The sequence below is a fragment of the Shimia sp. MIT1388 genome, assembly GCF_047124445.1.
Lineage (GTDB): Bacteria > Pseudomonadota > Alphaproteobacteria > Rhodobacterales > Rhodobacteraceae > Shimia.
Genome location: NZ_CP138921.1, coordinates 4,192,864 through 4,216,898 on the forward strand (window position 1 = coordinate 4,192,864; position 24,035 = coordinate 4,216,898).

At 60.1% G+C, this 24,035-nt stretch carries 21 protein-coding genes; 15 read left to right on the forward strand and 6 right to left on the reverse strand.

The features are described from left to right. The first annotated feature begins 4 nt into the window (after positions 1-4). The 8 genes from nosZ (at position 5) to SIB92_RS20500 (ending at position 9,452) form a co-directional block, all read left to right on the forward strand. On the forward strand, positions 5-1,912 hold the full coding sequence (gene nosZ / locus SIB92_RS20465) for a TAT-dependent nitrous-oxide reductase (RefSeq protein ID WP_412553744.1): 1,908 nt from the start codon (positions 5-7) through the stop codon (positions 1,910-1,912). Between the two features lie 3 nt (positions 1,913-1,915). Next, a complete protein-coding gene (locus SIB92_RS20470) occupies positions 1,916-3,190 on the forward strand; it encodes a nitrous oxide reductase family maturation protein NosD (protein WP_412553745.1) in 1,275 nt (424 codons plus the stop codon). Continuing rightward, positions 3,183-4,073, forward strand: a complete 891-nt coding sequence (locus SIB92_RS20475; protein WP_412553746.1) for an ABC transporter ATP-binding protein — start codon at positions 3,183-3,185, stop codon at positions 4,071-4,073. The genes SIB92_RS20470 and SIB92_RS20475 overlap by 8 nt, the downstream gene beginning before the upstream one ends. Beyond that, positions 4,070-4,891 carry an ABC transporter permease gene (locus SIB92_RS20480; protein WP_412555880.1) on the forward strand — a complete coding sequence of 274 codons (822 nt, stop codon included), beginning with the start codon at positions 4,070-4,072 and terminating at the stop codon, positions 4,889-4,891. The genes SIB92_RS20475 and SIB92_RS20480 overlap by 4 nt, the downstream gene beginning before the upstream one ends. Next, complete coding sequence (locus tag SIB92_RS20485) at positions 4,888-5,409, forward strand: nitrous oxide reductase accessory protein NosL (protein WP_412553747.1); 522 nt, start codon at positions 4,888-4,890, stop codon at positions 5,407-5,409. Before SIB92_RS20480 ends, SIB92_RS20485 begins: the two co-directional genes overlap by 4 nt. Continuing rightward, positions 5,406-6,299 carry an FAD:protein FMN transferase gene (locus SIB92_RS20490; RefSeq protein ID WP_412553748.1) on the forward strand — a complete coding sequence of 298 codons (894 nt, stop codon included), beginning with the start codon at positions 5,406-5,408 and terminating at the stop codon, positions 6,297-6,299. The genes SIB92_RS20485 and SIB92_RS20490 overlap by 4 nt, the downstream gene beginning before the upstream one ends. Positions 6,300-6,619: 320 nt before the next feature. Next, complete coding sequence (locus SIB92_RS20495) at positions 6,620-8,098, forward strand: methyl-accepting chemotaxis protein (protein WP_412553749.1); 1,479 nt, start codon at positions 6,620-6,622, stop codon at positions 8,096-8,098. A gap of 169 nt (positions 8,099-8,267) precedes the next feature. Further along, complete coding sequence (locus SIB92_RS20500; RefSeq protein WP_412553750.1) at positions 8,268-9,452, forward strand: NnrS family protein; 1,185 nt, start codon at positions 8,268-8,270, stop codon at positions 9,450-9,452. Here SIB92_RS20500 and SIB92_RS20505 read toward each other — a convergent pair. From SIB92_RS20505 to SIB92_RS20530, 6 genes are all read right to left on the reverse strand, one after another. Then, complete coding sequence (locus SIB92_RS20505; RefSeq protein WP_412553751.1) at positions 9,449-10,285, reverse strand: NAD-dependent epimerase/dehydratase family protein; 837 nt, start codon at positions 10,283-10,285, stop codon at positions 9,449-9,451. The genes SIB92_RS20500 and SIB92_RS20505 overlap by 4 nt on opposite strands. A 2-nt stretch (positions 10,286-10,287) precedes the next feature. Then, positions 10,288-11,052 carry an HpcH/HpaI aldolase family protein gene (locus SIB92_RS20510; RefSeq protein WP_412553752.1) on the reverse strand — a complete coding sequence of 255 codons (765 nt, stop codon included), beginning with the start codon at positions 11,050-11,052 and terminating at the stop codon, positions 10,288-10,290. Next, positions 11,052-12,269, reverse strand: a complete 1,218-nt coding sequence (locus tag SIB92_RS20515; protein ID WP_412553753.1) for an NAD(P)/FAD-dependent oxidoreductase — start codon at positions 12,267-12,269, stop codon at positions 11,052-11,054. Before SIB92_RS20515 ends, SIB92_RS20510 begins: the two co-directional genes overlap by 1 nt. Beyond that, a complete protein-coding gene (locus tag SIB92_RS20520; RefSeq protein WP_412553754.1) occupies positions 12,269-13,975 on the reverse strand; it encodes a hydantoinase B/oxoprolinase family protein in 1,707 nt (568 codons plus the stop codon). The genes SIB92_RS20515 and SIB92_RS20520 overlap by 1 nt, the downstream gene beginning before the upstream one ends. Next, entirely contained in the window at positions 13,972-16,059 is a 2,088-nt protein-coding gene (locus SIB92_RS20525) for a hydantoinase/oxoprolinase family protein (RefSeq protein WP_412553755.1), read from the reverse strand. The genes SIB92_RS20520 and SIB92_RS20525 overlap by 4 nt, the downstream gene beginning before the upstream one ends. Before the next feature lie 92 nt (positions 16,060-16,151). Further along, on the reverse strand, positions 16,152-17,051 hold the full coding sequence (locus tag SIB92_RS20530) for a LysR family transcriptional regulator (protein WP_412553756.1): 900 nt from the start codon (positions 17,049-17,051) through the stop codon (positions 16,152-16,154). A gap of 211 nt (positions 17,052-17,262) precedes the next feature. Between SIB92_RS20530 and SIB92_RS20535 the strand changes: the two genes are divergently transcribed. From SIB92_RS20535 to ybgC, 7 genes are all read left to right on the forward strand, one after another. After that, positions 17,263-18,507, forward strand: coding sequence for a glycerate kinase (locus SIB92_RS20535; RefSeq protein ID WP_412553757.1), 1,245 nt, complete (start codon positions 17,263-17,265; stop codon positions 18,505-18,507). A 62-nt stretch (positions 18,508-18,569) separates the two neighbouring features. Continuing rightward, a complete protein-coding gene (locus SIB92_RS20540; protein WP_412553758.1) occupies positions 18,570-19,286 on the forward strand; it encodes an SDR family NAD(P)-dependent oxidoreductase in 717 nt (238 codons plus the stop codon). Between the two features lie 174 nt (positions 19,287-19,460). Then, positions 19,461-20,147: a D-lyxose/D-mannose family sugar isomerase gene (locus tag SIB92_RS20545; RefSeq protein WP_412553759.1), complete on the forward strand. Its 687-nt coding sequence runs from the start codon at positions 19,461-19,463 to the stop codon at positions 20,145-20,147. 10 nt (positions 20,148-20,157) lie between these two features. Continuing rightward, positions 20,158-21,087 carry a carbohydrate kinase family protein gene (locus SIB92_RS20550; protein WP_412553760.1) on the forward strand — a complete coding sequence of 310 codons (930 nt, stop codon included), beginning with the start codon at positions 20,158-20,160 and terminating at the stop codon, positions 21,085-21,087. A gap of 58 nt (positions 21,088-21,145) precedes the next feature. After that, positions 21,146-21,772 (forward strand): hypothetical protein, encoded by a 627-nt coding sequence (locus SIB92_RS20555; RefSeq protein WP_412553761.1) that lies wholly within the window; start codon positions 21,146-21,148, stop codon positions 21,770-21,772. Between the two features lie 143 nt (positions 21,773-21,915). Beyond that, a complete protein-coding gene (locus SIB92_RS20560) occupies positions 21,916-23,448 on the forward strand; it encodes a glutamate synthase-related protein (protein WP_412553762.1) in 1,533 nt (510 codons plus the stop codon). Positions 23,449-23,550: 102 nt separating this feature from the next. Then, complete coding sequence (gene ybgC / locus SIB92_RS20565; protein ID WP_294117229.1) at positions 23,551-23,937, forward strand: tol-pal system-associated acyl-CoA thioesterase; 387 nt, start codon at positions 23,551-23,553, stop codon at positions 23,935-23,937. The last annotated feature ends 98 nt before the right edge of the window (positions 23,938-24,035 follow it).

Sequence of the window (24,035 nt, forward strand, 5' to 3'; positions counted from 1 at the left end):
AAAAATGTCTGAAGACCTGAAAAATATGAAAGTCAGCCGTCGTGGTGTGATGGGCGCAGCAGCGACCGGCGCGGTTCTGGCCGGTACCGGTGTCGGTTCACTGGTGGGTGGCGCAAGCCCTGCCGCTGCCGCGGGCAAAGCCTCCATGGCGCCAGGTGAACTGGACGAATACTACGGCTTCTGGTCCTCCGGTCAGACCGGCGAACTGCGTATTCTCGGCGTGCCGTCCATGCGCGAGCTGATGCGTGTGCCAGTGTTCAACCGTTGCTCCGCCACCGGCTGGGGCCAGACCAATGAATCGCTGAAGGTTCTGACCGAAGGTCTGACCGACAAAACCAAAGAGTTCCTCGCCGCAAACGGCAAAGTGACCTACGACAACGGTGACCTTCACCACCCACACATGTCCTTCACAGATGGTACCTATGACGGTCGCTATCTGTTCATGAACGACAAAGCCAACACCCGTGTGGCCCGTGTGCGTTGTGACGTGATGAAGTGTGACAAGATCATCGAGATCCCGAACGCACACGACATCCACGGCCTGCGTCCGCAGAAGTACCCACGCACCGGTTATGTGTTTGCAAACGGTGAGCACGAAGCGCCGCTGGTGAACGACGGCTCCATCCTGAACGAGCCGGATAAATACGTGAACATCTTCTCCGCGATTGACGGCGACACTATGGAAGTGGCGTGGCAGGTGATCGTGACCGGTAACCTCGACAACACCGACTGTGACTACCAGGGTAAGTACGCTTATTCGACCTCTTATAACTCCGAAATGGGTATGAACCTGGCGGAGATGACCGAGAGCGAACTGGACCACGTGGTGGTGTTCAACATCGCGGAAATCGAGAAAGCGATCGAGACCGGCGACTATCAGGAACTGAACGGTGTGAAAGTTGTGGATGGCCGCAAGGGCTCCAACAAGAACTACACACGTTACGTACCAATTCCAAACTCGCCACACGGCATCAACACCGCGCCAGACGGCAAGCACGTCTGTATCGCAGGTAAACTGTCCCCAACCGTGTCTGTGATGGATGTGACCAAGCTGGATGACGTGTTCTACAAAGACGCCGATCCACGCTCCGCCATTGTGGCAGAGCCCCAGTTGGGTCTTGGCCCACTTCACACCGCGTACGATGGTCAGGGCAACTGCTTCACCACTCTGTTCCTCGACTCTCAAGTTGTGAAATGGAACCTCGAAGCGGCTGTGAAACAGTATGCCGGTGAAGATGTGGATCCGATCCTTGAGAAAGTGGACGTACACTACCAGCCAGGCCACAACTCGACCTCCATGGGTGAAACCAAAGAGGCCGACGGCAAATGGCTGATCTCGATGAACAAGTTCTCCAAAGACCGTTTCCTGAACACCGGTCCTTTGAAGCCTGAGAACGAGCAATTGATCGACATCACGGGCAGCGAAATGAAAGTGGTGCATGATGGGCCAACTTTTGCTGAACCGCATGATTCCATCATTGTACGTCGTGACATCGTGAACCCGAAAAACGCCTATGACCGCAACGACCCGATTTGGGAAGATGCCCGCAAACAAGCGGAAATCGACGGTGTGGATCTGGACGACTGGCAGGACCAGATCATCCGCGACGGCAACAAGGTGCGGGTCTATATGTCGAGCCAGGCGCCAAACTTTGCCATCGAGGACTTCACTGTCACCGAAGGCGATGAGGTCACTGTGATTGTCACCAACCTGGATGACATTGACGATCTGACCCACGGCTTCTGTATGGCGAACTTTGGTGTGGCGATGGAAGTGGGCCCACAGGCGACCTCTTCCGTGACCTTCACCGCCGCACGGGCCGGTGTGCACTGGTTCTATTGCCAGTGGTTCTGCCACGCGCTCCACATGGAGATGCGCGGCCGGATGTTTGTTGAGCCAAAAGGTGCGTAAGTCATGATGAAATGGTCCCTTTCTGCTGTGTTTGCTCTTTTGGCCTCCGCTTCCTTGGCGGCTGACTGGGACGTGCCGCTGCGGGATGGGGCCATTTCCGAAACACTGGCGCAGGCGGAGGACGGTGACGTGCTTCGCCTCGCTGCTGGCACCTACAATGAGACAGTGGTGCTAGAAAAAACCGTGACGCTCGACGGGCAGGGCCATGCCACGATTGACGGGCGGGGCAACGGGTCCGTGATTACAGTGACTGGCGACGATGTGGTGGTGCGCGGGCTGACGGTGGTTGGTTCTGGGGACCGGCACGAAGAGATCGACAGCGGGATACAGCTGAAGAAAACCGCTTATGCGCCGCAGATTTTGGACAATGTATTGCTGGGCAACCTCTACGGGATCGACATTCACGGCGCCAAAGATGCGCTGGTGGCGGGCAACCGTATTGAGGGACGGCAGGACCGGCTGATGAACCGGCGTGGCAACGGGATTTATGTGTGGAACGCACCCGGGGCTGTGGTTGAGAAAAACGACGTGAAATGGGGGCGCGACGGGATTTTTGTGAACTCGTCCAAGCGCAACATTTTCCGGGACAATCTGTTCCGCGAGCTGCGCTTCGCGGTGCACTATATGTACGCGGATCGCTCGGAAGTGACTGGTAACGTCAGCATCGGTAATGATCTGGGTTATGCGGTGATGTTCACCACCCATGTGAAGGTCAAAGACAATGTGTCGATCAATGACCGTGAGCATGGCGTGATGCTGAACTACGCCAACCGTAGCGAGATCACCGGGAATTATGTGAAGGGTGCGAAAGAGAAATGCACCTTCCTGTATAATTCCAACAAGAATGACTTCTCCGACAACTGGTTTGAGGGCTGTGGCATTGGCATCCACTTTACCGCTGGCTCTCAGGACAACCGGATTGTCGGCAATGCCTTTGTGGGCAACCGCACGCAGGTGAAATTTGTCTCTACCAAGTGGCATGAGTGGTCCGAGGAGGGCCGTGGCAACTATTGGAGCGACAATGCAGCCTTTGACGTGAACGGCGATGGGTTTGCGGACAGCCCCTATCGACCAAACGATTCAATGGATCATGTGCTCTGGAGCCAACCGGCGGCGAAAATGCTGCTGGGGTCTCCGGCGGTGCAGATGGTGCGGTGGTCGCAATCGGCTTTTCCGGCGTTGTTGCCGGGCGGCGTGGTGGACAGCCACCCTTTGATGAAACCCAGTCGGCCCCCAGCTGCAATACGGGCGGCCGAGAAGGTGGACCAAGATGGATAAGATCCTAGAAATCCAAGGCCTCGTAAAAGATCGGGGCAAAACGCGCGTGTTGCACGGGGTGGACCTGACGGTCTCCGCGGGCGAGCGCGTGGCGCTGCTCGGCCATAATGGCGCGGGCAAGTCGACGTTGATTAAAACGGTGCTGGGCCTGACCAAACTGGGTGGCGGCAGCGTGACAATTGCGGGTCATAAGCCCGGCAGCGCGGCGGCGCGCGCGGATACGGCGTTTTTGCCGGAGGCGGTGAGTTTTCATCCAGCTCTGACAGGGCGCGAGCAACTGACCCTGTTTGCGCGGCTGGCTGGGCAGAAAGCGGATATTGCCGGATTGCTGGAACGGGTTGGGCTAGCGGATGCGCTGGACCGGCGCATTGGCACCTATTCCAAAGGCATGCGGCAACGGCTTGGGTTGGCGCAGGTGTTGTTGGGTAAGCCCAAGCTGGCGCTACTTGATGAGCCGACCAGTGGGTTGGACCCGATTTCGCGCCAAGACCTCTATGCCATCATTGATGAGCTGGCAGCGGGCGGCTGTGCGGTGTTGATCGCGAGCCATGCGCTGACCGAGGTGGAGGCCCGCACGGATCGGATTGCGATCATGCGCAAAGGACACCTGGTGGCGAATGACACATTGGCCGGTCTTTCGGCCAAAGCCGGGCTGCGCACCAAGATGCGGGTGCGGGCGACCTCGGATGCGGACGCGCTTGTGAAGGTTACGGGGGGACGGCGCATGAATGGCGCCTCGGTGGAGATTGAGATTGATGCGGCGGGCAAGATGGAAATGCTCCAGAAAATCGCGGCCATGGGGGGCGCGGTTGCAGATGTGGACATCACCCCGCCACGGCTTGAGGATCTCTATCGTCATTACGCCAAAGAGGAGATGCACTGATGCGGTTCTTGGCTATTGCACAGGCGGAAATGCGCATTCTGGCGCGCAACCGTTGGCTCTTTATGGCAACCCTGATCATGGTGCTGTTTGCACTGGCGCTAACTTTCGCCGGCAGCGCGCCCACCGGCACGTTGGGCGTGGACATGCTGACCGTATCGGTCACGTCGATGACAACGTTGTCCGTTTATTTGGCGCCTCTGCTGGCGCTGATGATGTCTTTTGATGCCGTAGCGGGCGATGCAGAGCGCGGCTCCCTGGGTTTGTTGCTAAGCTATCCTGCGGGGCGCGGGGAAATCCTGCTGGGCAAATTTGCGGCGCACCTGGCGGCGCTGACCATCGCCATGACCGTGGGGTTTGGCAGCGCGGGGGCAATTGCTGCCTACATGGGCGGCGCAGGGCAAGACAGCGTTTTGGCGCTCTTGCGGTTGATTGGCACATCTGTCCTGCTGGGCGGCGTGTTCCTGACGTTGGGCTATATGGTGTCTTCCCTAGCGAAATCCGCGACGGCGGCTGCGGGTATGGCTGCGGGTCTTTGGCTGATCTTTGTGGTGCTCTACGATCTGGGCCTGCTGGGCGCGGTGGTGATGGACAGCGGTGGCTGGTTCACCGAAACGCTCTTCCCCTGGCTGATGGTGGCCAACCCGGCAGATGCATTCCGACTGTGGAACATCGCCAGCTCTGAAAGCGTGGCCTTGGCCAGCGGCATGGTGGGCGCGGCCTCGGCCCTGCCAAGCTGGGCGGCGCCATTGTCGCTGGCGATCTGGCCGCTCTTGGGCTTTGCCTTTGCCCGGCTGGCCTTCCGGAGGGTGGAGCCATGAGGATTGCCCTTGTTGCAGCCGCCCTGCTGGCACTAACCGCTTGCAAAGAAGAGGTGGCGGAGGCGCCGCCGGATCCGGTGCCTTTGACCGAAGAGGCATTGAGCTTCTTTTGTCAGATGAATGTGGCGGAGCATGGCGGCCCCAAAGGCCAGATCCATCTGGAGGGCTATCCCGCGCCGCTGTTCTTTGCGCAGACCCGCGACATGGTGGCCTATCTAAAAAGCCCCGAGCGGGACGCCAAAATCATCGGTGTGTACGTAAGCGACATGGGCGCGGCGCAGAGTTGGGCGCAGCCGGGAATCGAAAATTGGGTGCTCGCAGAGGGCGCACATTTTGTGGTTGGGGCCAAAGTGGCCGGTGGAATGGGCGCTCAAGAGGTGGTTCCGTTCAAAGAAGTGCAAGAAGCGGCAAATTTTGCGGCCCAATGGGGTGGGCAAATTATGTCATTGGATGCTATTCCCACCGAAGCAGTCCTTGGACCGATAGATTTAGATCAGACGTTGGAGACCCCGTCATGACCCGTTTGAACCGCCGCCGCTTTCTGACCATCGCCGCCGCCAGCGCCGCTGTGCCTGCCGGTATGGCCATGGCCGCAACCGAAACTGCCACCTGGTCCGGCATCGCGCTGGGCGCACCGGCGCAGATGAAGATTGCTGGCATGAGCGCCTCTGAGGCGGCGCCGATCTTCGCGGCAGTCGAAGCTGAGCTGTCCCGTCTGGAAGGCATCTTCTCTCTGTACCGCGATAGCGCGCTGACCACGCTGAACCGTGACGGTGTTCTGAGCGCACCAGCGCCGGAGCTGCTGGAAGTGCTGAGCCTGAGCGACAGCATCCACAAAGCCAGCGGTGGCGCGTTTGACCCATCCGTGCAGCCCCTGTGGCTGGCCAAAGGTGGCAAAGGTGATGTTTCCAACGCGCAGGGCCTCGTGGGTTGGCAGAACGTGCAGTTCGACACCGCAGCGGTGAAGTTTGACACCGACGGCATGGCTCTGACTTTGAACGGCATCGCGCAGGGCTACGTGACCGACCGCGTTGTGGCGCTGATGAAAGACGCAGGCCTGACCAACGTGCTGATGGATATGGGCGAAGTTGCCGCGCTGGGCACCAAAGCAGATGGCGCTGGCTGGAAAGCTGGTGTGGCCACACCGGAAGGCGACATTGTTGCGCGCGTAACCCTGACCGACCGTGCGTTGGCAACCTCCGCGCCGTCGGCCACTGTGCTGTCCGGCACCGAAGGCCACATCTTCCTGCCAAACGGCGCCGCAAGCGTTCAGGCGCTGGCCTCTGTGTCCGCACCGAAGGCCGCTGTGGCGGACGCGCTGTCCACTGCGCTCTGCCTGATGGATGAGGCCGCTGGTCGCGCGATGGTGGACCAGTTTGCCGGTGCGCACATCGAGGCGCTGGCCTAAGATTTAAGGGCAGTTGCCCACAGAATGAGAGCCTCTCGCACGGATGTGCGAGGGGCTTTTTTGTGTCTTGTTAAGCTGTGCGCGGGGTGAAGTTTTCATGCAGAGCGCGTGATTGGACTGGTTTTGAATTTTGTACCTTTTAGTTGGTATTCCGGATCCAATATGTGAAATCCGCGCCTAAGTACCTCAGGTGAACTAGTAAAATTTACCAGTTTACCAGAGCAAAGGGGATGTTCCGGGGAGCGTAAGGGATCTGTTAACGATCATTTCCCTAGATTGGTATCGGAATTCTATACCAGGGAACGAAGGTACTATTAACGATGACGACTACTTTGGCTGCCACCGTGACGCAATTTGGACTGGATGGCAAAGACGGCGAGATCCTCGCTCGGGCCGGGGTCAAGGTGACCAACTGGTTGGACGAGGTTCTTGACCACTTTTACGATTATGCGACGGCGCAGGAACAGGCGGCGAGCTTCTTTACATCTGACGAGATGTTGGCGCATGCACGCAGCCAACAGAAGAAACACTGGACAAAGCTGCTCAATGGTGAATTCGATGAGGATTTTGCTGCGGCAGCCAAGACAATCGGCGAAGTGCATTTCCGGATTGAACTGCCGTTTGAGCTCTATCTGGCAGGATATGCGCGGGCGACGTCCTTTATCCAAGGGTTGTTGGTGGAACGGGCTGGCAAAGTGATTGGCCCGGTGGGCAAGTCACAACTGTCCAAACAGCTTTCTGCGCTGGATCGGGCCTTCACCTTGGATATGAACCTGGTGATTGATGCCTATTTTCACGCGCAACAGGCGGAGCAGGCGCGGGCGTTCAAGTATCTGCAAGATGGTATGCAGCGGATGGCGCAGAAGGATCTGTCCCAGGAAATTCCTGGCCCGGACAGCAGCGATTTTCCAGCACGTTATGATGACATGCGCAAAGGGTTCAACCAGTTGCAAAGCGACATGGGCGAAGTGATGTTGTCCATACGGAACGCCACAGAGGACCTCGATCTGACCGCAGCTGAAGTGAACTCCGGGGCGGATGATCTTGCGCGGCGCACGGAGACGCAGGCAGCCACGTTGGAGCAGACCACGCAATCGGTGGAAGAGATCACCAAAAGCGTGCAGTCGTCGTCCAGTGCGACCCAGGAAACCGATGCAATGATGACCCAGACGCATCAGAAGGCGCAGACCGGCCAGGAGGTGATGCGGGATACGGTGGCCAAGATGCAGGAGATCGCGGAGTCGTCTGCGCAAATTTCCCAGATTACCGATGTGATTGACGAGATTGCCTTCCAGACCAACCTCCTGGCGTTGAATGCTGGAGTGGAAGCCGCACGGGCAGGGGACGCAGGGCGTGGTTTTGCGGTTGTGGCCTCGGAAGTGCGCAGTCTGGCGCAGCGGGCCGCAGATTCAGCGGCCGAGATCAGCGAGTTGATCAAAGCCTCGTCCGATCTGGTGGAAAACGGCGTGGAGATGGTGGATCAGGCCGGGCGCGTGTTGGGCGATATTGTCCAGAAGGTGGAGGCCGTGGCCGGGTTGACCTCACAAGTGGCCAACTCTTCAAAAGAACAGTCTGACGGTTTGAGCCAAATTTCCAGCAGCCTGTCGCAGTTGGATAACGTGACCCAACAGAACGCCGCCATGGTCGAGCAAACCGCCGCGGCGGTGGGCTCGATGCAGCGCGACACCACCTCTATGGCGCATCTGGTGAGTGAGTTTGAACTGGCAGAGTCCAGTGCCCTGGCCGACGCGGACGTCGATTTGGACGAGGACGCGTCGGAGGATCAGGTCGCGGCGTGACTCCAGTTTCTTGAGACTGAAAAGAAAGCCGGTGCGCGGAGGCGTTTCGGCTTTTGTTTTTTGTGCTGCGACTTTTTCCCGCTTTGTTGAGATGGCTTGGGTTTGGTCAAGTGGCATCGGTTTGCTGCGGCCTAGGGTGGCGGTGAACAGGTTGTGCAATAGGTGACTCATGGCTGCGATTCTGCGTGTGTTTTCAGAAGGTTTTCGCATTTTTTTCCTGGCGGCAGGCGTGTTTGGCGCTGGTGCGGGGATTCTCTGGACCTTGTCTCTGGCAGCCGGCGGGGCAGGCATGGATGCGCTGCCCATGGCGCCAAGCCAATGGCACGCTCACGAGATGATTTTTGGCTATGGCGCGGCGGCGATTGGTGGGTTTTTCTTGACCGCTGTGCCAAACTGGACCGGCACCAAAGGCGCGCGCGTGGGCTATATTGCGGGCGTATTTGCGCTTTGGTTGATTGGTCGGATTGCGCTGTGGCCCTTGGGCATGGTGCCCCCGATGACGGCCATGGTGGCGGATTTGTTGTTCATTCCGGTTCTGGCGTGGAAAATCCTCAGCCAGCTGCTGAAGCGGCCCAAGCCACAGAACATGGTGCTGCTCTCGATGTTGGTGGCGCTGTGGGTGAGCAACCTGTTGATGCATCTGGAGTGGACCGGCCTGACCGACGACACCGCACGCCAAGGCATGTTGGGTGGTTTGATGACGCTTGTTGGCCTGATCGGCGTGCTGGGCGGGCGGGTCACGCCGGCGTTCACCCGCAACGCCATGAAACGTGTGGACATGGCGGAAGCGGACTGGCCAAACACACCGGATGCGCTCAACAAAGCCTCGATGGTGACCTCGCTGGCGCTGCCCTGGGCGGCGATGAGTGGCGTGGATGTGCTTTTGGCGGCTGTCGCTTTGATTGCGGGCGCGGTGCAACTGGCGCGGCTTGCCGGGTGGAAGAGCTTCTGGACCGCGGGCCAACCCATCCTGTGGTCGCTGCACATTGGCATGGCGTTTCTGGCGCTGGGGCTGATCCTGTGGGGGCTGGCCGGATTTGGCATCGGGCAGGAATTGGCCGCGATCCATATCCTAGGCATCGGTTGTGTGGGCGGCATGACACTGGCGGTGATGAGCCGCGCGGCTTTGGGCCATACCGGACGGGCGTTGATTGCGCCGGGACCGGTGGCTTGGGCCTATGGCGTCATGGCCTGTGCCGCGTTGATGCGCTGGGTAGGGCAGAGCGTCCTGATGGCGGTCTATGACTTTACGTTGATGTTGTCCGGGGGGCTGTGGGTGGCGGCGATGGTGCTGTTCCTGATCGCGATTTACCCGATGGTGATTGCCCCCCGCGTCGACGGGAAAAGCGCCTAAGCCTTCTTGCTGTCATCCACGATGGTCATTTTTGCCAAACCACTCTCGCCCAGTGGAATGGTGGCAAACGGCCCGCCAATCGTCATCTGTGCCAGATCGGTGGGATCGGCTGGCGGCGCATCGGCAAGGATGGCCTCGGCAAACTGCTCCGCGTTGTCTTGGGGTTTGTAGCCGATGTGGCCTGCGCCAGTGTTGTGTACCGGGGCACGGTCGTTGTTGGAAATGCCGTAGACAATTGAAAAGCCGACGGTTTGCGCGGTGATCGCGGCGGTGACCATGCGGATCAGATCATCATAGCTGAGCCATGTGGAGAGCGAGCGCGGGGCCACAACCTGTGCGCAGGAAAAGATGCGCATGTGCACGCTTTCCACGCCGCGTTTGTCCCAATACATGCGGCCCAGATCTTCTGCGAAACATTTGGCGAGGCCGTAGAACGTGTCCGGGCGGTGCGGCGCGTCGATGCCGATGTTATCGGAGATCTTGTGCATGCCGACGGCGTGAACGGAGCTGGCATAAACCACCCGTTTCACGCCATTGCGGTGGGCGGCTTCCCAGACGTTGTGCGCGCCGATGATGTTGGGGCCGAGGATCTCCTCAAACGGGGCCTCATCGCCAATGGCGCCAAAATGCACCACCATGTCGGCGTCTTTCAGAACCTCGATCATGGCATCCAGATCGGCCAGATCGGCCTGCACATAGCGTTCGCCCGCATAAAGCGTGCCAATGTCCTCAGCGATGTCGGTGGAGACCAATTCATCTGCCAGTTTGGTCAATGGCTCGCGCAGGTAAGAGCCAAGGCGGCCAGCGGCGCCGGTGAGGACAAGTTTCTTCATGGTCAGGGAGCTTTCACGTCTTCTAGTAAGGTGTCTGCGGCGCGGGCCAGAAGACCGGCGTCCGAGCCGCAGGCGACAAAGGTGAACCCCGCGCCCAACAGGCGGCGGGCAAAGGCCACGTCACGCACCAGGGTGCCAACGGGAATTTTCTTGGAAATCAGTCGCATGGCGGCGGGCAGGATTTTGGCCCAGACGTCGTCATGCATAGCCTGGCCGAGGTAGCCCATGTCTGCGGCGATGTCGGCGGGGCCAAAGAACACACCATCCACGCCCTCAGTTGTGGCAATGGCGTCGACATTCTCCAGCGCTTGCATGGATTCGACCTGCACCAGAACGGCGGTCTCATCGTCCACAGTAGATGTATAGTCCTTGTCGCGGCCAAAGCCTGTCGCGCGCGTGGTGCCGCCATAACCGCGGATGCCTTTCGGCGGATAGCGCGTGGCGGCGACAGCGGCGGCGGCTTCTTCGGCGTTCTGCACCATCGGGAACAGCAGCCCGGGCGCCCCAAGGTCCATCAGACGTTTAACTTTCAACGGGTCGTTCCAGTCCGGGCGCACAATGGCGGTACTGTCATAGCCTTTGATGACCTGCATCTGCGCCTGCACATCGGCGAGCTCGCCCGCGCCGTGCTCCATATCCAGCAGCAGCCAGTCATAGCCCGCACCCGCCACAACCTCGGTGGTCAGGGGATCACCCAGCGAGACCCAGAGGCCAATTTGCGGTTTGCCTTCGCGGATTGCGGTCAGGAACGGGTTGGATTGCACCATCAGATCACGGCCTTCTCAACTATAGGGTCATTGTTGAGGACACGTTCAAACGTAAAGGGCGCCATGTCTAGGGTGCGGAATTCCCCGTAGGTCAGTAATTCTGCCACGGCACGGCCCATGGCGGGGCTTTGTTGCAGCCCGTGGCCGGAGAAACCGTTCTGGAAGATGAAGTTGGTGATTTCGGGGTGGGCACCCAAAATCGCGTTTTGGTCCAAAGTGTTATAGGCGTAGTGGCCGGCCCACTCGGTGACCACTTTGATGGCTTCAAACTGTGGAATACGCGTGGCGATGATTGGCCAGACGTGATCTTGCCAGCGGTTGTGATCCATGTGGAAATCGTCAAAAGTCACGGCCGGGTCCGGATCCGGCGCGGCGCCCGCGAGGTAGGTGGTGGGGCCGTCTTGGCGGACGTGTACGCCGGACGGGTCAATGGTCAGCGGCAAGTCCATTGGCAGAGGCTGCTCAGCGGAGAAAATCCAGGTGAAGCGCTTGCGCGGTTCCACCGGCATGTGGATGCCCGCCATTTCCGAAGTGCGCGCGGCGCGCGGACCAGAGGCGTTCACCACCTGACCGCAATGCACAACGTCGCCAGAAGCCAAAGTGACCGAGGTGACCTTGCCGCCGTCGCGGGCCATGGCGACCACTTCGCCTTGCACATATTCGACACCACGTTCGCGGGCGGAGCGGCGGAACCAATCAAACACTACACCGCCGTCCCAGTAACCTTCGTCTTTGGTGTTGATCGAGCCCAGAAGGATGTCGTCCACATTGTAGAACGGATAGCGGGCGGCGATTTCCTCGGCGGTCAGAAGTTCGGTTTCGGCACCGGCGGCGAGCTGCACCTTTTGATTGTCGCGCAGGGTTTGGGCAAAGCCCTCGTTGTCCGCCAAATAGAGGTAGCCGTAGTTCTGTATGTCCACATTGGGCACCCGCTCGTCATCGCCCATGCGTGCGCGCAGGTTTTTTACGAAGTCTGCGGCGAACTGAGAAATCTTGACGTTCAGCGTGTGGGAAAACTGCTGGCGGATGCAGGAGTTGGTGTGCGCGGTGGAGCTGAACTCGTAGGTCGGGTCCTTCTCGACCACCAAAACCGAGCCGCTAAAATCCGGGTTGTCGGACAAAAACCATGCGGTGGAGGATCCCATGATCGCCCCACCGATGATTACCACGTCGTAAGATGTTTTGGTTGGCTTGGTGGCCATTGCGCCTGCTGCCATTAGACAATCTCCCCCCGTTTGGCCCGCGCAAGGGCCTCGGCAATCTCGTCTGCCGATATGTTGTAATGCTCTGTGGCGTGCTCCGGGGTGATGTAGCCAAGCGCAAGGTCGCGTTTGACGCGTGCCGGATCACGACGGTTTGGGTTACCGTAGCCAGCGCCGCCGGGGAAGCCCATTTGCACCACAGTGCCGTGGGGAATGAATTGTTTGCCTTTGCCGCGCACCGCCGCGCCATCAGACCGTGCCAGACGGGTCGCGCCACCGGCACCGCCCTCGCGGCGGCCTTGGGCCGGGTGATCGACGCGATCCAGCATCAGGGAAATGTCAAACTCGTGGCCCTCGCGCGCGCCGACGTCCATGTATTGACCCAGACCGCCACGGAACTCACCTGCACCGCCGCTGTCCGGGCGCAGCTCTTTGCGCCAGATCAGCACAGGGCCAACCTGCTCGGTGGCCTCCACCGGCATGGTCATCACGCCCGAGGGGAAGGCGGTGGCGTTCATGCCGTCCAATGTGGGCCGTGCACCGGAGCCACCGGAGTTGAAGGTCAGCACCTCGGCACGCACTGCATCTTCTGGCGCGTCGCCGTCCATGCGGGGGCGCAGCGAGACTTGGAAATTGCAGAGGCAGCCTGCGCCTTCGGCTGGCACGGTGTTGGGCAACAGCTTGTCGAGCGCGTTATAGACCGTGTCCGGCACCATGTGGCCAATCACATGGCGCAGCGCGACGGGGGCGGGGAACTTGGCGTTCACGATGCTGTTGTCCGGTGCGGTGATTTCAAATGGGGCCAGCGAGGCGGCGTTGTTGGGGATTTCCGGCGCGATGGCGCATTTCAGCGCGTAGCAAGCATAGGCCTTGGTGTAGACCAGCGGCACGTTGATGCCTTTTTTGTCCAAACCAGAGGTGCCAGCCCAATCGCTGAGAATGCGGTCTTTCTCGATGGTCAGCGTGACATGCAGGTCGATGGCCGCGTCGTAGCCGTCGATGCGCAAATGCCCGCTCGCGCTGCCCGGTGTGAGCGCGTTGATGCGCGCCAAAGTGGCCTCGCGGGAGTTTGTCAGGATGAAATCTGAGATGCCAGTGAGATCGGCCAGTTCAAATTCGTCGACCATGTCGATCAGGCGGCGGTGGCCGATCTCGTTACAGTTGGCCAGCGCGTAGATGTCCCCGACCAGCTGATCGGGCTCCCGCACGTTGCCCCGGATCAGCGCCAGCAGGGTTTGATCTACCGTACCGCGATGCGCAAATTTCATGATCGGCAGATAAAGCCCTTCTTCGTGTACGTCATTGGCATCCGCGCCAAAACCGCGCCCGCCGATGTCGGTGACATGGGCCGTGCAGGCAAAGAAACCGATCAGCACACCTTTGTGGAAGGACGGTGACACCACGGTGATGTCATGCTTGTGGCCGGTGCCTTCCCACGGGTCGTTGGTCAGGTAAACGTCGCCCTCAAACATGTTCTCGCGTCCGATGCGGCGGATGAAATGGCCCACGGCGTCGGCCATGGCGTTCACATGGCCTGGCGTGCCGGTCACCGCTTGGGCCAGCATGTCTCCGGCCTCGTTGTATACGCCTGCCGACAGGTCGCCTGCCTCGCGAACGGAGGTGGAAAAGGCCGTACGGACAAGCGCTTGCGCCTGTTCTTCCACCACGGAGATCATGCGGTTCCACATGACCTGATAGGCAACTTTGCTGTGCTCGGTCATTGGATGGTCTCCTTTGTGCGCACGTCCAGCGTGCCGTCGGCGTGGGTCAGCACCTCGCGGCTGGCAGGTACAACCACGGTGGTCTCATCTTCGGTCACCACGGCTGGCCCTTGCCCAATATGGCCGGTTGGCAGGTCGATCCGAGCGATCACGGCGGCGTCCACGGTTTTGGCCAAAGCCGGATCAAACAGCGGGCGTGTCATGGTTGGAGCGAGGGGCGTCAGCGTGCCTGTGTCTGCAAGGGGCGTGGTGGCCTCTTGTGCGGTGTAGGCATTTACGCTCCAGACCGTGATTTCGACTTCCATGCCCTCAACCGCGCGCCCAAAGAGCGCTTTGTAGTCGCTTTCAAACAGGCGCAGGAAAGTGGCCGCATCCGGGTTTGCGGCTTGTTCTGCGCTGAGGGCGATGGGGATTTCCCAGCCCTGTCCGGCGTAGCGCATGTAGATTTTGTGGTCGCGCAGGATGTCTGCGTTCGCATCACAGGAGCGCACAAAGCGGGTGGCCTCATCTGACATGTCGTCAAACAGGGCTTTGACTTTGGTTGGGGCAAAGTCGCTGAGCCGCATGAAGACAGAGCGGTTGGCCTCAAAGCTAAACGGCGCGCGCAGGAAGCCGATGGCGGAGCCGACACCCGCGCCTTGAGGCACAAGACAGCGGGAGACACCGAGTTTTTCGCACAACCTTGCGGCATGCAACGGGGCTGCGCCGCCAAAGGCAATCATGGTGTATTCAGACAGGTCTTCGCCGTTTTCCACGGCGTGCACGCGGGCGGCGTTGGCCATGTTTTCGTCCACCACTTCGGCGAGGCCAAAGGCGGCCTCGGTGGCGTCCATGTCGAGTGTGGTGCCAATCACGGCGTCTAGCGCCTTTGCCGAGTTGTCGGGGTGCAGCGGGATGGAGCCGCCTGCGAAATTGTTGGGGTCCAATTTGCCTAGGATCAGGTCGGCGTCTGTCACGGCAGGGGTGTCACCGCCGCGGCCATAACAGGCCGGGCCGGGTTCGGACCCGGCGCTTTCCGGGCCAACGCGGATTTGGTTCATTGCGTCCACGTGGGCCAGCGAGCCGCCGCCCGCGCCAATTTCCACCATGTCGATCACCGGGATCGAAATCGGCATGCCGGAGCCTTTTTTGAAGCGATAGGTGCGGGCAACCTCAAACACACGCGCGGTTTTGGGGGTCTGGTCTTTGATCAGGCAAATTTTGGCGGTGGTGCCGCCCATGTCAAAGCTGAGCACTTTGCTGAGGCCGTGTTTGGCGGCAATGTCGGCGGCAAAAATCGCTCCGCCCGCCGGGCCGCTTTCCACCAAACGCACCGGGAAATCTGCGGCGCTTTCCAAGGACATGATGCCGCCGCCGGAGTGCATCAGAAACACAGGGCAGGCCGCGCCTTCGTCAGCCAGCCGGTCTTTTAGGCGTCCCAGGTAGGATTTCATCAGCGGCTTGATATAGGCGTTGGCGATGGTGGTGTTGAACCGCTCATATTCTCGCATTTGCGGGGAGACTTCGCAGGACAGAGAGACCATCACGTCGGGCAGTTTTTCCGCCAGCACCTCTGCGATCAGACGCTCATGCGCGTCGTTCACATAAGAGTGCAGCAGGCCCACGGCGATGCTTTCGTAGTTGGCTTCGGCCAACTCGTCGGCCAGTGCTTCGATGTCGGCGCGGTCCAGCCGGATCAGGGCTGCGCCGGTGGCGTCCATACGTTCGCGCAGCACATAGCGGCGGTTGCGCGGTAAAAGCGGCTCGGGAAGTGTGAGGTTCAGGTCATACTGCTCAAACCGGCTTTCGGTGCGCATTTCGATCACATCACGGAAGCCTTCGGTGGTGATCAGCGCGGTTTTGGCGCCGCGCCGCTCGATCAGCGCGTTGGTCGCCAGTGTGGTGCCGTGGATGATCTGGTCAATGGCCGAAGGGGACACACCGGCTTTGGCGCAGACCTGATGCATGCCGTCGACAATCGCATTCTCTGGCGCAGCGTAGGTGGTCAACACTTTGGTGGAAAAGCGCTTTTGGTCAATTTCCAGCACCACATCGGTGAAGGTTCCGCCAATGTCGACGCCCAAACGGGTCCTGTGTGATGGCATCTGATCGCGCCTCCTTCTGTCTTGCGGAGGAAGGTAGAGCGCACACTCCATGAAATCCAATTATTAGATTTCATGAATTGAATTTAGAAAATTTATCCTGTGGCGTGAGCCTGCGCCACCTGCTGTGCCAATTCGGCTGCAGCCCCCACAAAACTGAGGCAAGTGTCCGCGTCATAGCGGGCATAGAACTGCAGCGCGTCGGGCACCCAGAGATAGCGCAGGGTGTCCAATGTGCCATTGGCGAGGTCATCGCGCACCATGGCTTCGGGCAGGCAGGCCACCCCCAGCCCGTCGCGGGTCATTTGGTGGCAGGCGGCGAGATTGGAAGAAGAGACATGCCGCACCGAGACATCGGAAAAGGCGGCGAAGTGGTCCTGCATCTGGTTGTAAGGAATGGTGCCTCGGGCATGGGTCAGAATGGGATGCTGGGCCAGTTCGGGCAGGCTGAGCACCTTGTCGGACAGGCCAAGTTTGGGGCTGCCGACCCACAGCATCGGCAGCGGGCCAAGATCGGCGTTGCCACTGATTTGCCGCTCAAACGGGGCGCTTTGCAAGGCAAGGTCAATGCGCCGCTCCATCAACGCGCGGGACAGGTTCACCGACAGGTCCACGGTCAGATCCATGTCAATGTTGGGGAACCGCTCTTTGAGCGCAGTGAAGAATTCGCCGAGCCACGTGTGCACGATCATCTCGGTCACCCCAATGCGCAGCGTGCCGTCAAACAGGCTGTCATCCGCGGCCGTGAGCAGGAAGCGGTCCATCGACAGAAGCACGTTGCGCGCCTCCAGCAGGAGTTTTTCGCCCATGGGGGTCAGCCGTACGGAGCCCGCATCGCGGGTCATCAGCGAATGGCCAATTTGCGTTTCCAAGCCTGCGATGCGGGTGGAGATGTTGGGCTGCGTGGTGTTCAGCCGGTCGGCCGCGCGGCGGAAACTTTGCAGGTCGGAAACCGCCACAAAGGCTTGAAGCTGTTTCAGGCTGATCTGGGCCATGGGGCGCTCTTGGTCTAAGAAAGTCGCGGCACAGTAGGGCAGGTTGAGTGGCTTGGAAAGATGGGCTGGTCGGCGCCGTCAAGGCGTTGGCTTGCTCCGCCTGTAAAACTGTGCATGTTAGCGGAAACATTTCCTTTGGTGCAGCTTCCGATACGCATGTGGTCGGGTGCCAAAGGGCGGGAGAACATGTGCAATTGGGGGGAGTATGAGTATGGACATCAATCCAGACAGGTTTTTGCGGGAGTTGTTTGCCAAAGCGGTGGCCGTGGCCGATCCGATGGCGGCTTTGCCGGACGTCTTAGGTGAAAAGCCAGCGGGCCGGTTGATAGTGGTTGGCGCAGGCAAGGCCAGTGCGCGCATGGCGGAAGCCTTAGAAAGTGCCTGGGGGCCGTGCGAGGGGCTGGTCATCACGCGCTACGGATATGAGCGACCGTGTCAGGGCATCACCATCAAGTCGGCAGCGCACCCGGTGCCGGACGCGGCGGGTGAGGCGGCGACGCTGGAAATGCTGGACCTCATGCGTGGTCTCAGCGCCGAAGACACAGTGGTGTGCTTGATTTCCGGCGGGGCGTCGTCACTGCTGACCGCGCCGGTGCCGGGCGTGACGTTGGACGAGTTGAAGCAGGTGAACGCAGATTTGCTGGCCTCCGGCGCGCCGATTTCGGCGATGAACGCGCTGCGCAAACATCTGTGTCAGGCCAAAGGCGGGCAGCTTGCGGCGGCAGCCTATCCAGCCAAAGTGGTGAGCTACCTGATTTCGGACGTGCCAGGCGATGATCCGGGCATGATCGGCTCCGGTCCCACGGTGGCAGAACCGGAAAGCCTGGACAGCGCGCTGGCAGCTTTGGCACCGTTTGGCGTGACCTTGCCCGAGCATGTCGAGGCGGCGGCGCGGGCCCATGCAGGTGTGGTGATGCCAGGTGATGAACGGCTGTCGACCACGGAAAACATCTTGTTTGCCTCGCCACTGCAGTCGTTGCAGGCGGCGCAAGAGGTGGCGGAAGCTGCCGGGCTGCGCGTGGAAATCCTAGGTGACGCGCTGGAAGGCGAAGCGCGGGATGTGGCGCGTGAGCAGGCTGACTTGGCGAAAGCCAAAGTGGGCCGTGGGCCTCGGGTGCTTCTGTCCGGCGGCGAGTTGACCGTGACGCGGCGAGGCGATGGCGTTGGCGGGCCAAACGCGGAGTTTGCACTGGCCTTGGCGCTGGCGCTGGAGGGGGTAGAAGGTATCCATGCGATTGCCTGTGACACGGATGGTGTCGATGGCGCGGCGGAAGTGGCCGGTGCGGTGATTGGGCCCGAGACTCTAGCGGCAGCGCGGGCGAAGGGCGTGGACGCAGCGCTGGCCTTGGCGGACAACGATGCCCATAGTTTCTTTGAAAAGATCGATGCGCAGGTGGTGCCGGGGCCAACGCTCACAAATGTGAATGACTTCCGCGCGGTCCTGATCACCAAGTAATTGTACGTTGCGCTGAAACTCGCGTAGAGATGGTTCACAAATTAACTTGTGGGAGCAAGAGAATGAAAAAGGCGATTATCACCGGCCATTCCAAAGGGCTTGGTGCGGGCATGGTGTCCTGCCTGATCGAGGCGGGCTATGAGGTTTTGGGCCTCTCGCGTTCGGGTATCGGATCGGAGATGGCGGGCTTGAGCGAAGTGGCGCTTGATCTGGGCGACACTGCGGCGGTGAGCGCTTTTGCCACCGGCGCCGAATTTGCCAATTTCTTGGATGGTGCAAGCCAAGCCGTGTTGATCAACAACGCTGGCATTGTGGAACCTATCGCCCCGATTGGCCGTCAGGATGCGGGCAAACTTGCACAGTCCATGGCAGTGAATGTCACAGCGGCGCTGATCCTGAGCGACGCCTTTGTCGCGGCCACAAAAGGCGCGGACCGTCGTGTTGCGCATATCTCCAGCGGGGCGGGACGCAATGCCTACACCGGTTGGAGCGTTTACTGTGCCACCAAGGCGGCGATGGACATGCACGCGCGCGCGATGGTGGAAGACGCGGTGGCCGATCTGAAGGTCGAAAGCATCGCACCGGGTGTGATCGACACGGGCATGCAGGCGACCATTCGCGCCACGCCTGAAGAAGACTTTTCGATCTTGGCACGCTTCAAAGAGCTCAAAGAAGACGGCGGGCTGGCGACGGCGGAAGACACCGCCGAGAAAATTTGCGCCCATATCTTGGGCGACCAGTTTGGTGCCGAGACGATCACAGACGTACGCACCTTCTAAACAACAAGGCCCTCGCGAATGTCGCGGGGGCCATTCTTTGTGCAGCCGTAATTTTTGGACTTCGGGTATTTTTCGTTGCGTGATTGCCATCTTGTGGCATAGGGAAGATCAACGGAATGTTAGCGCTAAATGCGTGGCGCAACGGCGTTGTTACTTCGGGGGATGGAGGATCACATGAAACGCTCAAAAATTAATGAGATCATGGCGGCGGCGGACGAGATGATCCGCTCTTACGGGTTTAAACTGCCGCCTTTTGCCTATTGGACACCGGACGAGTTCAAGGCGCGCGCCAAAGAGGCCGAGGCGCTGATTCAGGCACGCTGTGGCTGGGATATTACCGACTATGGTGCGGGCCGTTTTGAAGAGATGGGGCTGTTCTTGTTCACCCTGCGCAACGGGCGTTTGGCTGATCTGCAGCGCGGTGGCGGCATGTGCTATGCGGAAAAGCTGCTAATCTCGCGTCAGGACCAGCTGTCTCCGATGCATACCCATGTGATCAAAGCGGAAGACATTATTAACCGTGGCGGGGCCACTATGGTGGTGGAGCTGTTTGGCTCTGATGACGATGGTAACTTTGCCGAGGACCGCGGTGGTATGGTGATGTGTGATGGCATTCCGCGCACCTTTGCGCCGGGCGAAAAGCTCAAGTTCGCGCCGGGCGAAAGCCTGACACTGATGCCGGGGGACTGGCACGCCTTCTGGGGCGAGGGCGGCGATGTGCTGATTGGCGAGGTCTCCACCGTGAATGACGACGAAACCGACAATATCTTCCGCGAGCCGATTGGCCGGTTTGCCGAGATCGAAGAAGATGTCGCGCCCACCCACCTGTTGGTGAGCGATTACGCCAAATGGCTGGCCTGAGGAGGCTCCGATGATCCTGTGTTGCGGCGAAGCGCTGATTGATATGATCCCCCGCGAGACCGTGGAGGGCGGCACGGGCTTTGTGCCCCATGCCGGCGGCGCGGTGTTCAACACCGCCGTGGCGCTGGGCCGTTTGGGGGCGCGCGTGGGGCTGGTTAGTGGCATCTCTACTGACAGTTTTGGCGATATTCTGATGACCGAACTGGTGGCGAGTAACGTCAGCACTTCGGCGCTGATCCGTGCGAAACGCCCGTCCACAATGGCCTTTGTGCATTTGAGCAGCGGACACGCAACCTATTCGTTTTATGATGAAAACACCGCTGGGCGCATGATCCAGCCGTCTGATCTTGTGTCGGTGGAACCCAAAGTGAAAGCGCTGTTCTTTGGCGGCATCAGCTTGGCGGTGGAGCCTTGCGCAGATACCTATGCCGAGTTGCTGGAGCGTGAGGGCGCAGGCCGTGCGGTGATGGTGGATCCGAACATCCGCCCTGGCTTCATTGCAGATGAGAAGGTCTATCGCGCGCGGTTGGCAAAGATGTTTGCCAAGGCCGATATTGTGAAAGTGTCGGACGAGGATTTGCAGTGGATTGTTCCGGGCGACGACACGATGGACGAACGCGCCATGAAAATCATCGACCAGGGTCCGGCACTGGTGTTGGTCACCCGCGGTGGTGAAGGCGCGGATGCTTATGTGACCAGCGGTCACAAGCTGTCCGTCGCGGCGGAAAAAGCCGAGGTGGTAGATACCGTTGGTGCGGGCGACACGTTCAACGCGGGCGTTTTGGCGAAGTTGGCAGAGCTTGGTGTTTTGACCAAAGCCAAGGTGCGCAACCTGTCTCTGGAAGACGCGGCGCTGGCTTTGGCCTTTGGGGCCAAGGTGGCCGGCGTGACTGTGGCGCGGGCTGGGGCCAACCCGCCTTGGGCCAGCGAGTTGACCTAGGGGCTTGCGTTATAGGCGTCAGGGCGGCACATAGCGGGCGATTTGACAGGAGCCACACATGACACCGCAGGACGTTGAAGCCCTTTTTACCCGCCACGACGGCAGCTATGGTTTTGCCCGCTGGGGCCGCCCGATTGCGCCGGTGGTCTTCGGGGTCGAGGACGCCACGCTGCAAACTGTGAAAGGCGCGCTGGAGGCGGTGGTCACTTTGGTGGGCCACCAGATGGCGGAGACCGACCCGGAATTTGGCAGCAACCTGATGATGTTTTTCTTCCGGGAGTGGGAAGAGCTTCTGGATGTGCCGGATCTGGAGCGTTTAATCCCGGACCTGAAGGCGTTGGTTGGTCGATTGCAAGACGCCAACGCCACGCAATATCGCGCTTTCCGCTTTGACAACGACGGCGGCATTCAGGCGGCGTTTGTCTTCCTGCGCATGAATGACGCCATGGCGAAAATCCCCGCCGAAGCCTTGGCGCTGGGCGAAGCGGTGCAAGCCATCGTCGCTTGGGGCCCAAAAGCCTTTGCCGAACACTCCCCCTTGGCGGCGGTGCCGGAAAGCGGCGCGACCGTGCTGCGGCCTGAAATCGCCGCTGTGATTGCCGCCGCTTATGACCGGATGATGCCGGTGGCGGCCGAAGACACGAGCCACGCCCTGCGTCTGTTTGCACGGCTGCGACTCGACTAAGTCTCGCAATTTCGCACCTCAGCCCGGTAAATTTCACCCTCATGTGCGTTTGTGCGGTGTTGGCTGTGCAATGGCACCTGTTTTTTGTACCGGCCATTTGAGGCACTCTGTTTGTGTAGCCAAACGCGAACAAGGAGTGTGACATGGCAGGTGATGTGCCCATCATAGCGGCGACCCGACCCGTCAAAGTGGAGCTGGAAGAAGGCAAAACCTATTTCTGGTGCAGTTGCGGGAAATCCAAAAATCAGCCGTTTTGTGACGGCAGCCACGCGGGAACAGAGATGAAACCGCAGAAATTCACCGCCGAGAAGAGCGGTGATGCCTTTCTGTGCCAATGTAAGGCCAGCGCCAACGCGCCGTTTTGCGACGGGGCACATACCCGCATGGGCGAGGCCAAGGCCGGCGACCCTGCGCCGAAACCGCAATCGGATGTGCCACAGGCCGTGGCCACGCCAGAAGAACCCACCGTTGCGCGCATTCACGAACTGGCGCGTGATGGGCTGAGCAAGCTGGGCCATCACGGTGAGATGGGCTCCATGGGGGTGCCGCGCAAAGACCTGCCGCAGTGGGATGACATTCAGATCCTGCCCGCCCAAGTGGCGCGCAAGCCTCTGTTGGATGACGCACCGGTGGACACGTCTGTGGTGATTGGTCCGCGTGCGGCCAAACCGTTGCAGTTGGACATTCCGCTGTTTGTCTCTGACATGAGCTACGGCGCGCTGTCCGAGGAGGCCAAAACCGCGCTGGCGCGCGGCGCGGAATTGGCTGGCACCGGAATTTGCTCCGGCGAAGGGGGCATGCTGCCCGAGGAGCAGGCGGAGAACTCGCGTTATTTCTATGAGCTGGCCTCGGCGCAGTTTGGTTGGAAGCCGGAACTGGTGGAGCGCGTGCAGGCGTTTCACTTCAAAGGTGGGCAGGGGGCCAAGACCGGCACTGGCGGGCATTTGCCCGGCGAAAAGGTGCAAGGCAAAATTGCCGAAGTGCGTGGCTTGGAGCCAGGCCAAAGCGCCGTGTCGCCGTCCACCTTCCCGGAGCTGCGCACGCCGCAGGACTTTGCGCGGATTGCCGACGAAGTGCGCGAACGCTCTGGCGGCATTCCGATCGGCTTCAAGCTCTCGGCCAACCATATCGAGGCGGACATCGATTTCGCGCTGGAAGCAGGTGCGGATTACATCATCCTTGATGGCCGTGGCGGGGGCACGGGGGCCGCGCCTTTGATCTTCCGGGATCACATTTCGGTGCCCACGATTCCGGCTCTAGCGCGGGCGCGGCGCCATCTGGACGCCAAAACCGGCGGCGAGGTCTCACTTGTGATCACGGGCGGTCTACGGGTGGCCGAAGACTTCGTGAAAGCAATGGCGCTGGGCGCGGACGCAGTCGCTGTGTCCAATTCCGCCATGCAGGCGGTCGGCTGCATCGCGGCGCGTATGTGCAACTCCAACAACTGCCCGGTGGGCATTGCCACGCAAAAGCCGGAGCTGCGCAAGAAGCTGGATGTGCAGATCGGCGCCGAAAAACTCGCGCGCTACTTTGGCGCCAGCGTTGAGTTGATGCAGGTGCTGGCACGCGCCTGTGGACACAGCAGCCTGTCGGATCTGAACGCCGATGACATCACCACCTGGAAGCGTGAGATGGCCGACTTGAGCGGCGTGCGCTTTGCTGGTGTTGGCGGCTAAATCTCTCGGGCGGCTCCGCGTTTCACGCGGGGCCGCTTCAACCACTTGCAATGGCTGGGCTGCTTGCCTACCCATAGGTCATCTTATTGTGGAGACCTGCCAATGCCTTACACCTTGCCGATCCGCGTCTACTACGAAGACACTGACATGGCGGGCATTGTTTACTATGCCAACTATCTCAAATTCATCGAGCGCGGCCGCAGCGAATGGGTGCGCGAGATTGGCATGGATCAGTTGGAAATGAAAGCCGAGGGCATCGTTTTTGCCGTGCGTCGGGTGGAATGCGACTATCTCGGCAGCGCCGTGCTGGATGATCTTCTGACGGTCGAAACCGAAGTGGCCAATGTCACCGCTGCGCGGTTGGTGATGGAACAGCGGGTGAAACGCGGTGACGAGGTGCTGTTTCACGCCATGGTCACGGTTGTGTGTATGAACGAAGCGGGCCAACCGGTGCGTTTACCGGCAAATATCCGCCAAATGGTGCATTAAAGCGGGCAAATTCCCGCGAGCGACGCCAATTTATTGGCTTTCCCCGTAGAAACCCGTTACGTTTGCTTTCAAACAAGGCCCCGATAGAGGGCCACAGA

Bases quoted from the DNA above. Each gene is read 5' to 3' on its own strand.
- nosZ (WP_412553744.1), top strand. From the start codon at position 5: ATGTCTGAAGACCTGAAAAATATGAAAGTCAGCCGTCGTGGTGTGATG.
- SIB92_RS20470 (WP_412553745.1), top strand. From the start codon at position 1,916: ATGATGAAATGGTCCCTTTCTGCTGTGTTTGCTCTTTTGGCCTCCGCT.
- SIB92_RS20475 (WP_412553746.1), top strand. From the start codon at position 3,183: ATGGATAAGATCCTAGAAATCCAAGGCCTCGTAAAAGATCGGGGCAAA.
- SIB92_RS20485 (WP_412553747.1), top strand. From the start codon at position 4,888: ATGAGGATTGCCCTTGTTGCAGCCGCCCTGCTGGCACTAACCGCTTGC.
- SIB92_RS20490 (WP_412553748.1), top strand. From the start codon at position 5,406: ATGACCCGTTTGAACCGCCGCCGCTTTCTGACCATCGCCGCCGCCAGC.
- SIB92_RS20495 (WP_412553749.1), top strand. From the start codon at position 6,620: ATGACGACTACTTTGGCTGCCACCGTGACGCAATTTGGACTGGATGGC.
- SIB92_RS20500 (WP_412553750.1), top strand. From the start codon at position 8,268: ATGGCTGCGATTCTGCGTGTGTTTTCAGAAGGTTTTCGCATTTTTTTC.
- SIB92_RS20505 (WP_412553751.1), bottom strand. From the start codon at position 10,285: ATGAAGAAACTTGTCCTCACCGGCGCCGCTGGCCGCCTTGGCTCTTAC.
- SIB92_RS20510 (WP_412553752.1), bottom strand. From the start codon at position 11,052: ATGGTGCAATCCAACCCGTTCCTGACCGCAATCCGCGAAGGCAAACCG.
- SIB92_RS20515 (WP_412553753.1), bottom strand. From the start codon at position 12,269: ATGGCAGCAGGCGCAATGGCCACCAAGCCAACCAAAACATCTTACGAC.
- SIB92_RS20520 (WP_412553754.1), bottom strand. From the start codon at position 13,975: ATGACCGAGCACAGCAAAGTTGCCTATCAGGTCATGTGGAACCGCATG.
- SIB92_RS20525 (WP_412553755.1), bottom strand. From the start codon at position 16,059: ATGCCATCACACAGGACCCGTTTGGGCGTCGACATTGGCGGAACCTTC.
- SIB92_RS20530 (WP_412553756.1), bottom strand. From the start codon at position 17,051: ATGGCCCAGATCAGCCTGAAACAGCTTCAAGCCTTTGTGGCGGTTTCC.
- SIB92_RS20535 (WP_412553757.1), top strand. From the start codon at position 17,263: ATGGACATCAATCCAGACAGGTTTTTGCGGGAGTTGTTTGCCAAAGCG.
- SIB92_RS20540 (WP_412553758.1), top strand. From the start codon at position 18,570: ATGAAAAAGGCGATTATCACCGGCCATTCCAAAGGGCTTGGTGCGGGC.
- SIB92_RS20545 (WP_412553759.1), top strand. From the start codon at position 19,461: ATGAAACGCTCAAAAATTAATGAGATCATGGCGGCGGCGGACGAGATG.
- SIB92_RS20550 (WP_412553760.1), top strand. From the start codon at position 20,158: ATGATCCTGTGTTGCGGCGAAGCGCTGATTGATATGATCCCCCGCGAG.
- SIB92_RS20555 (WP_412553761.1), top strand. From the start codon at position 21,146: ATGACACCGCAGGACGTTGAAGCCCTTTTTACCCGCCACGACGGCAGC.
- SIB92_RS20560 (WP_412553762.1), top strand. From the start codon at position 21,916: ATGGCAGGTGATGTGCCCATCATAGCGGCGACCCGACCCGTCAAAGTG.
- ybgC (WP_294117229.1), top strand. From the start codon at position 23,551: ATGCCTTACACCTTGCCGATCCGCGTCTACTACGAAGACACTGACATG.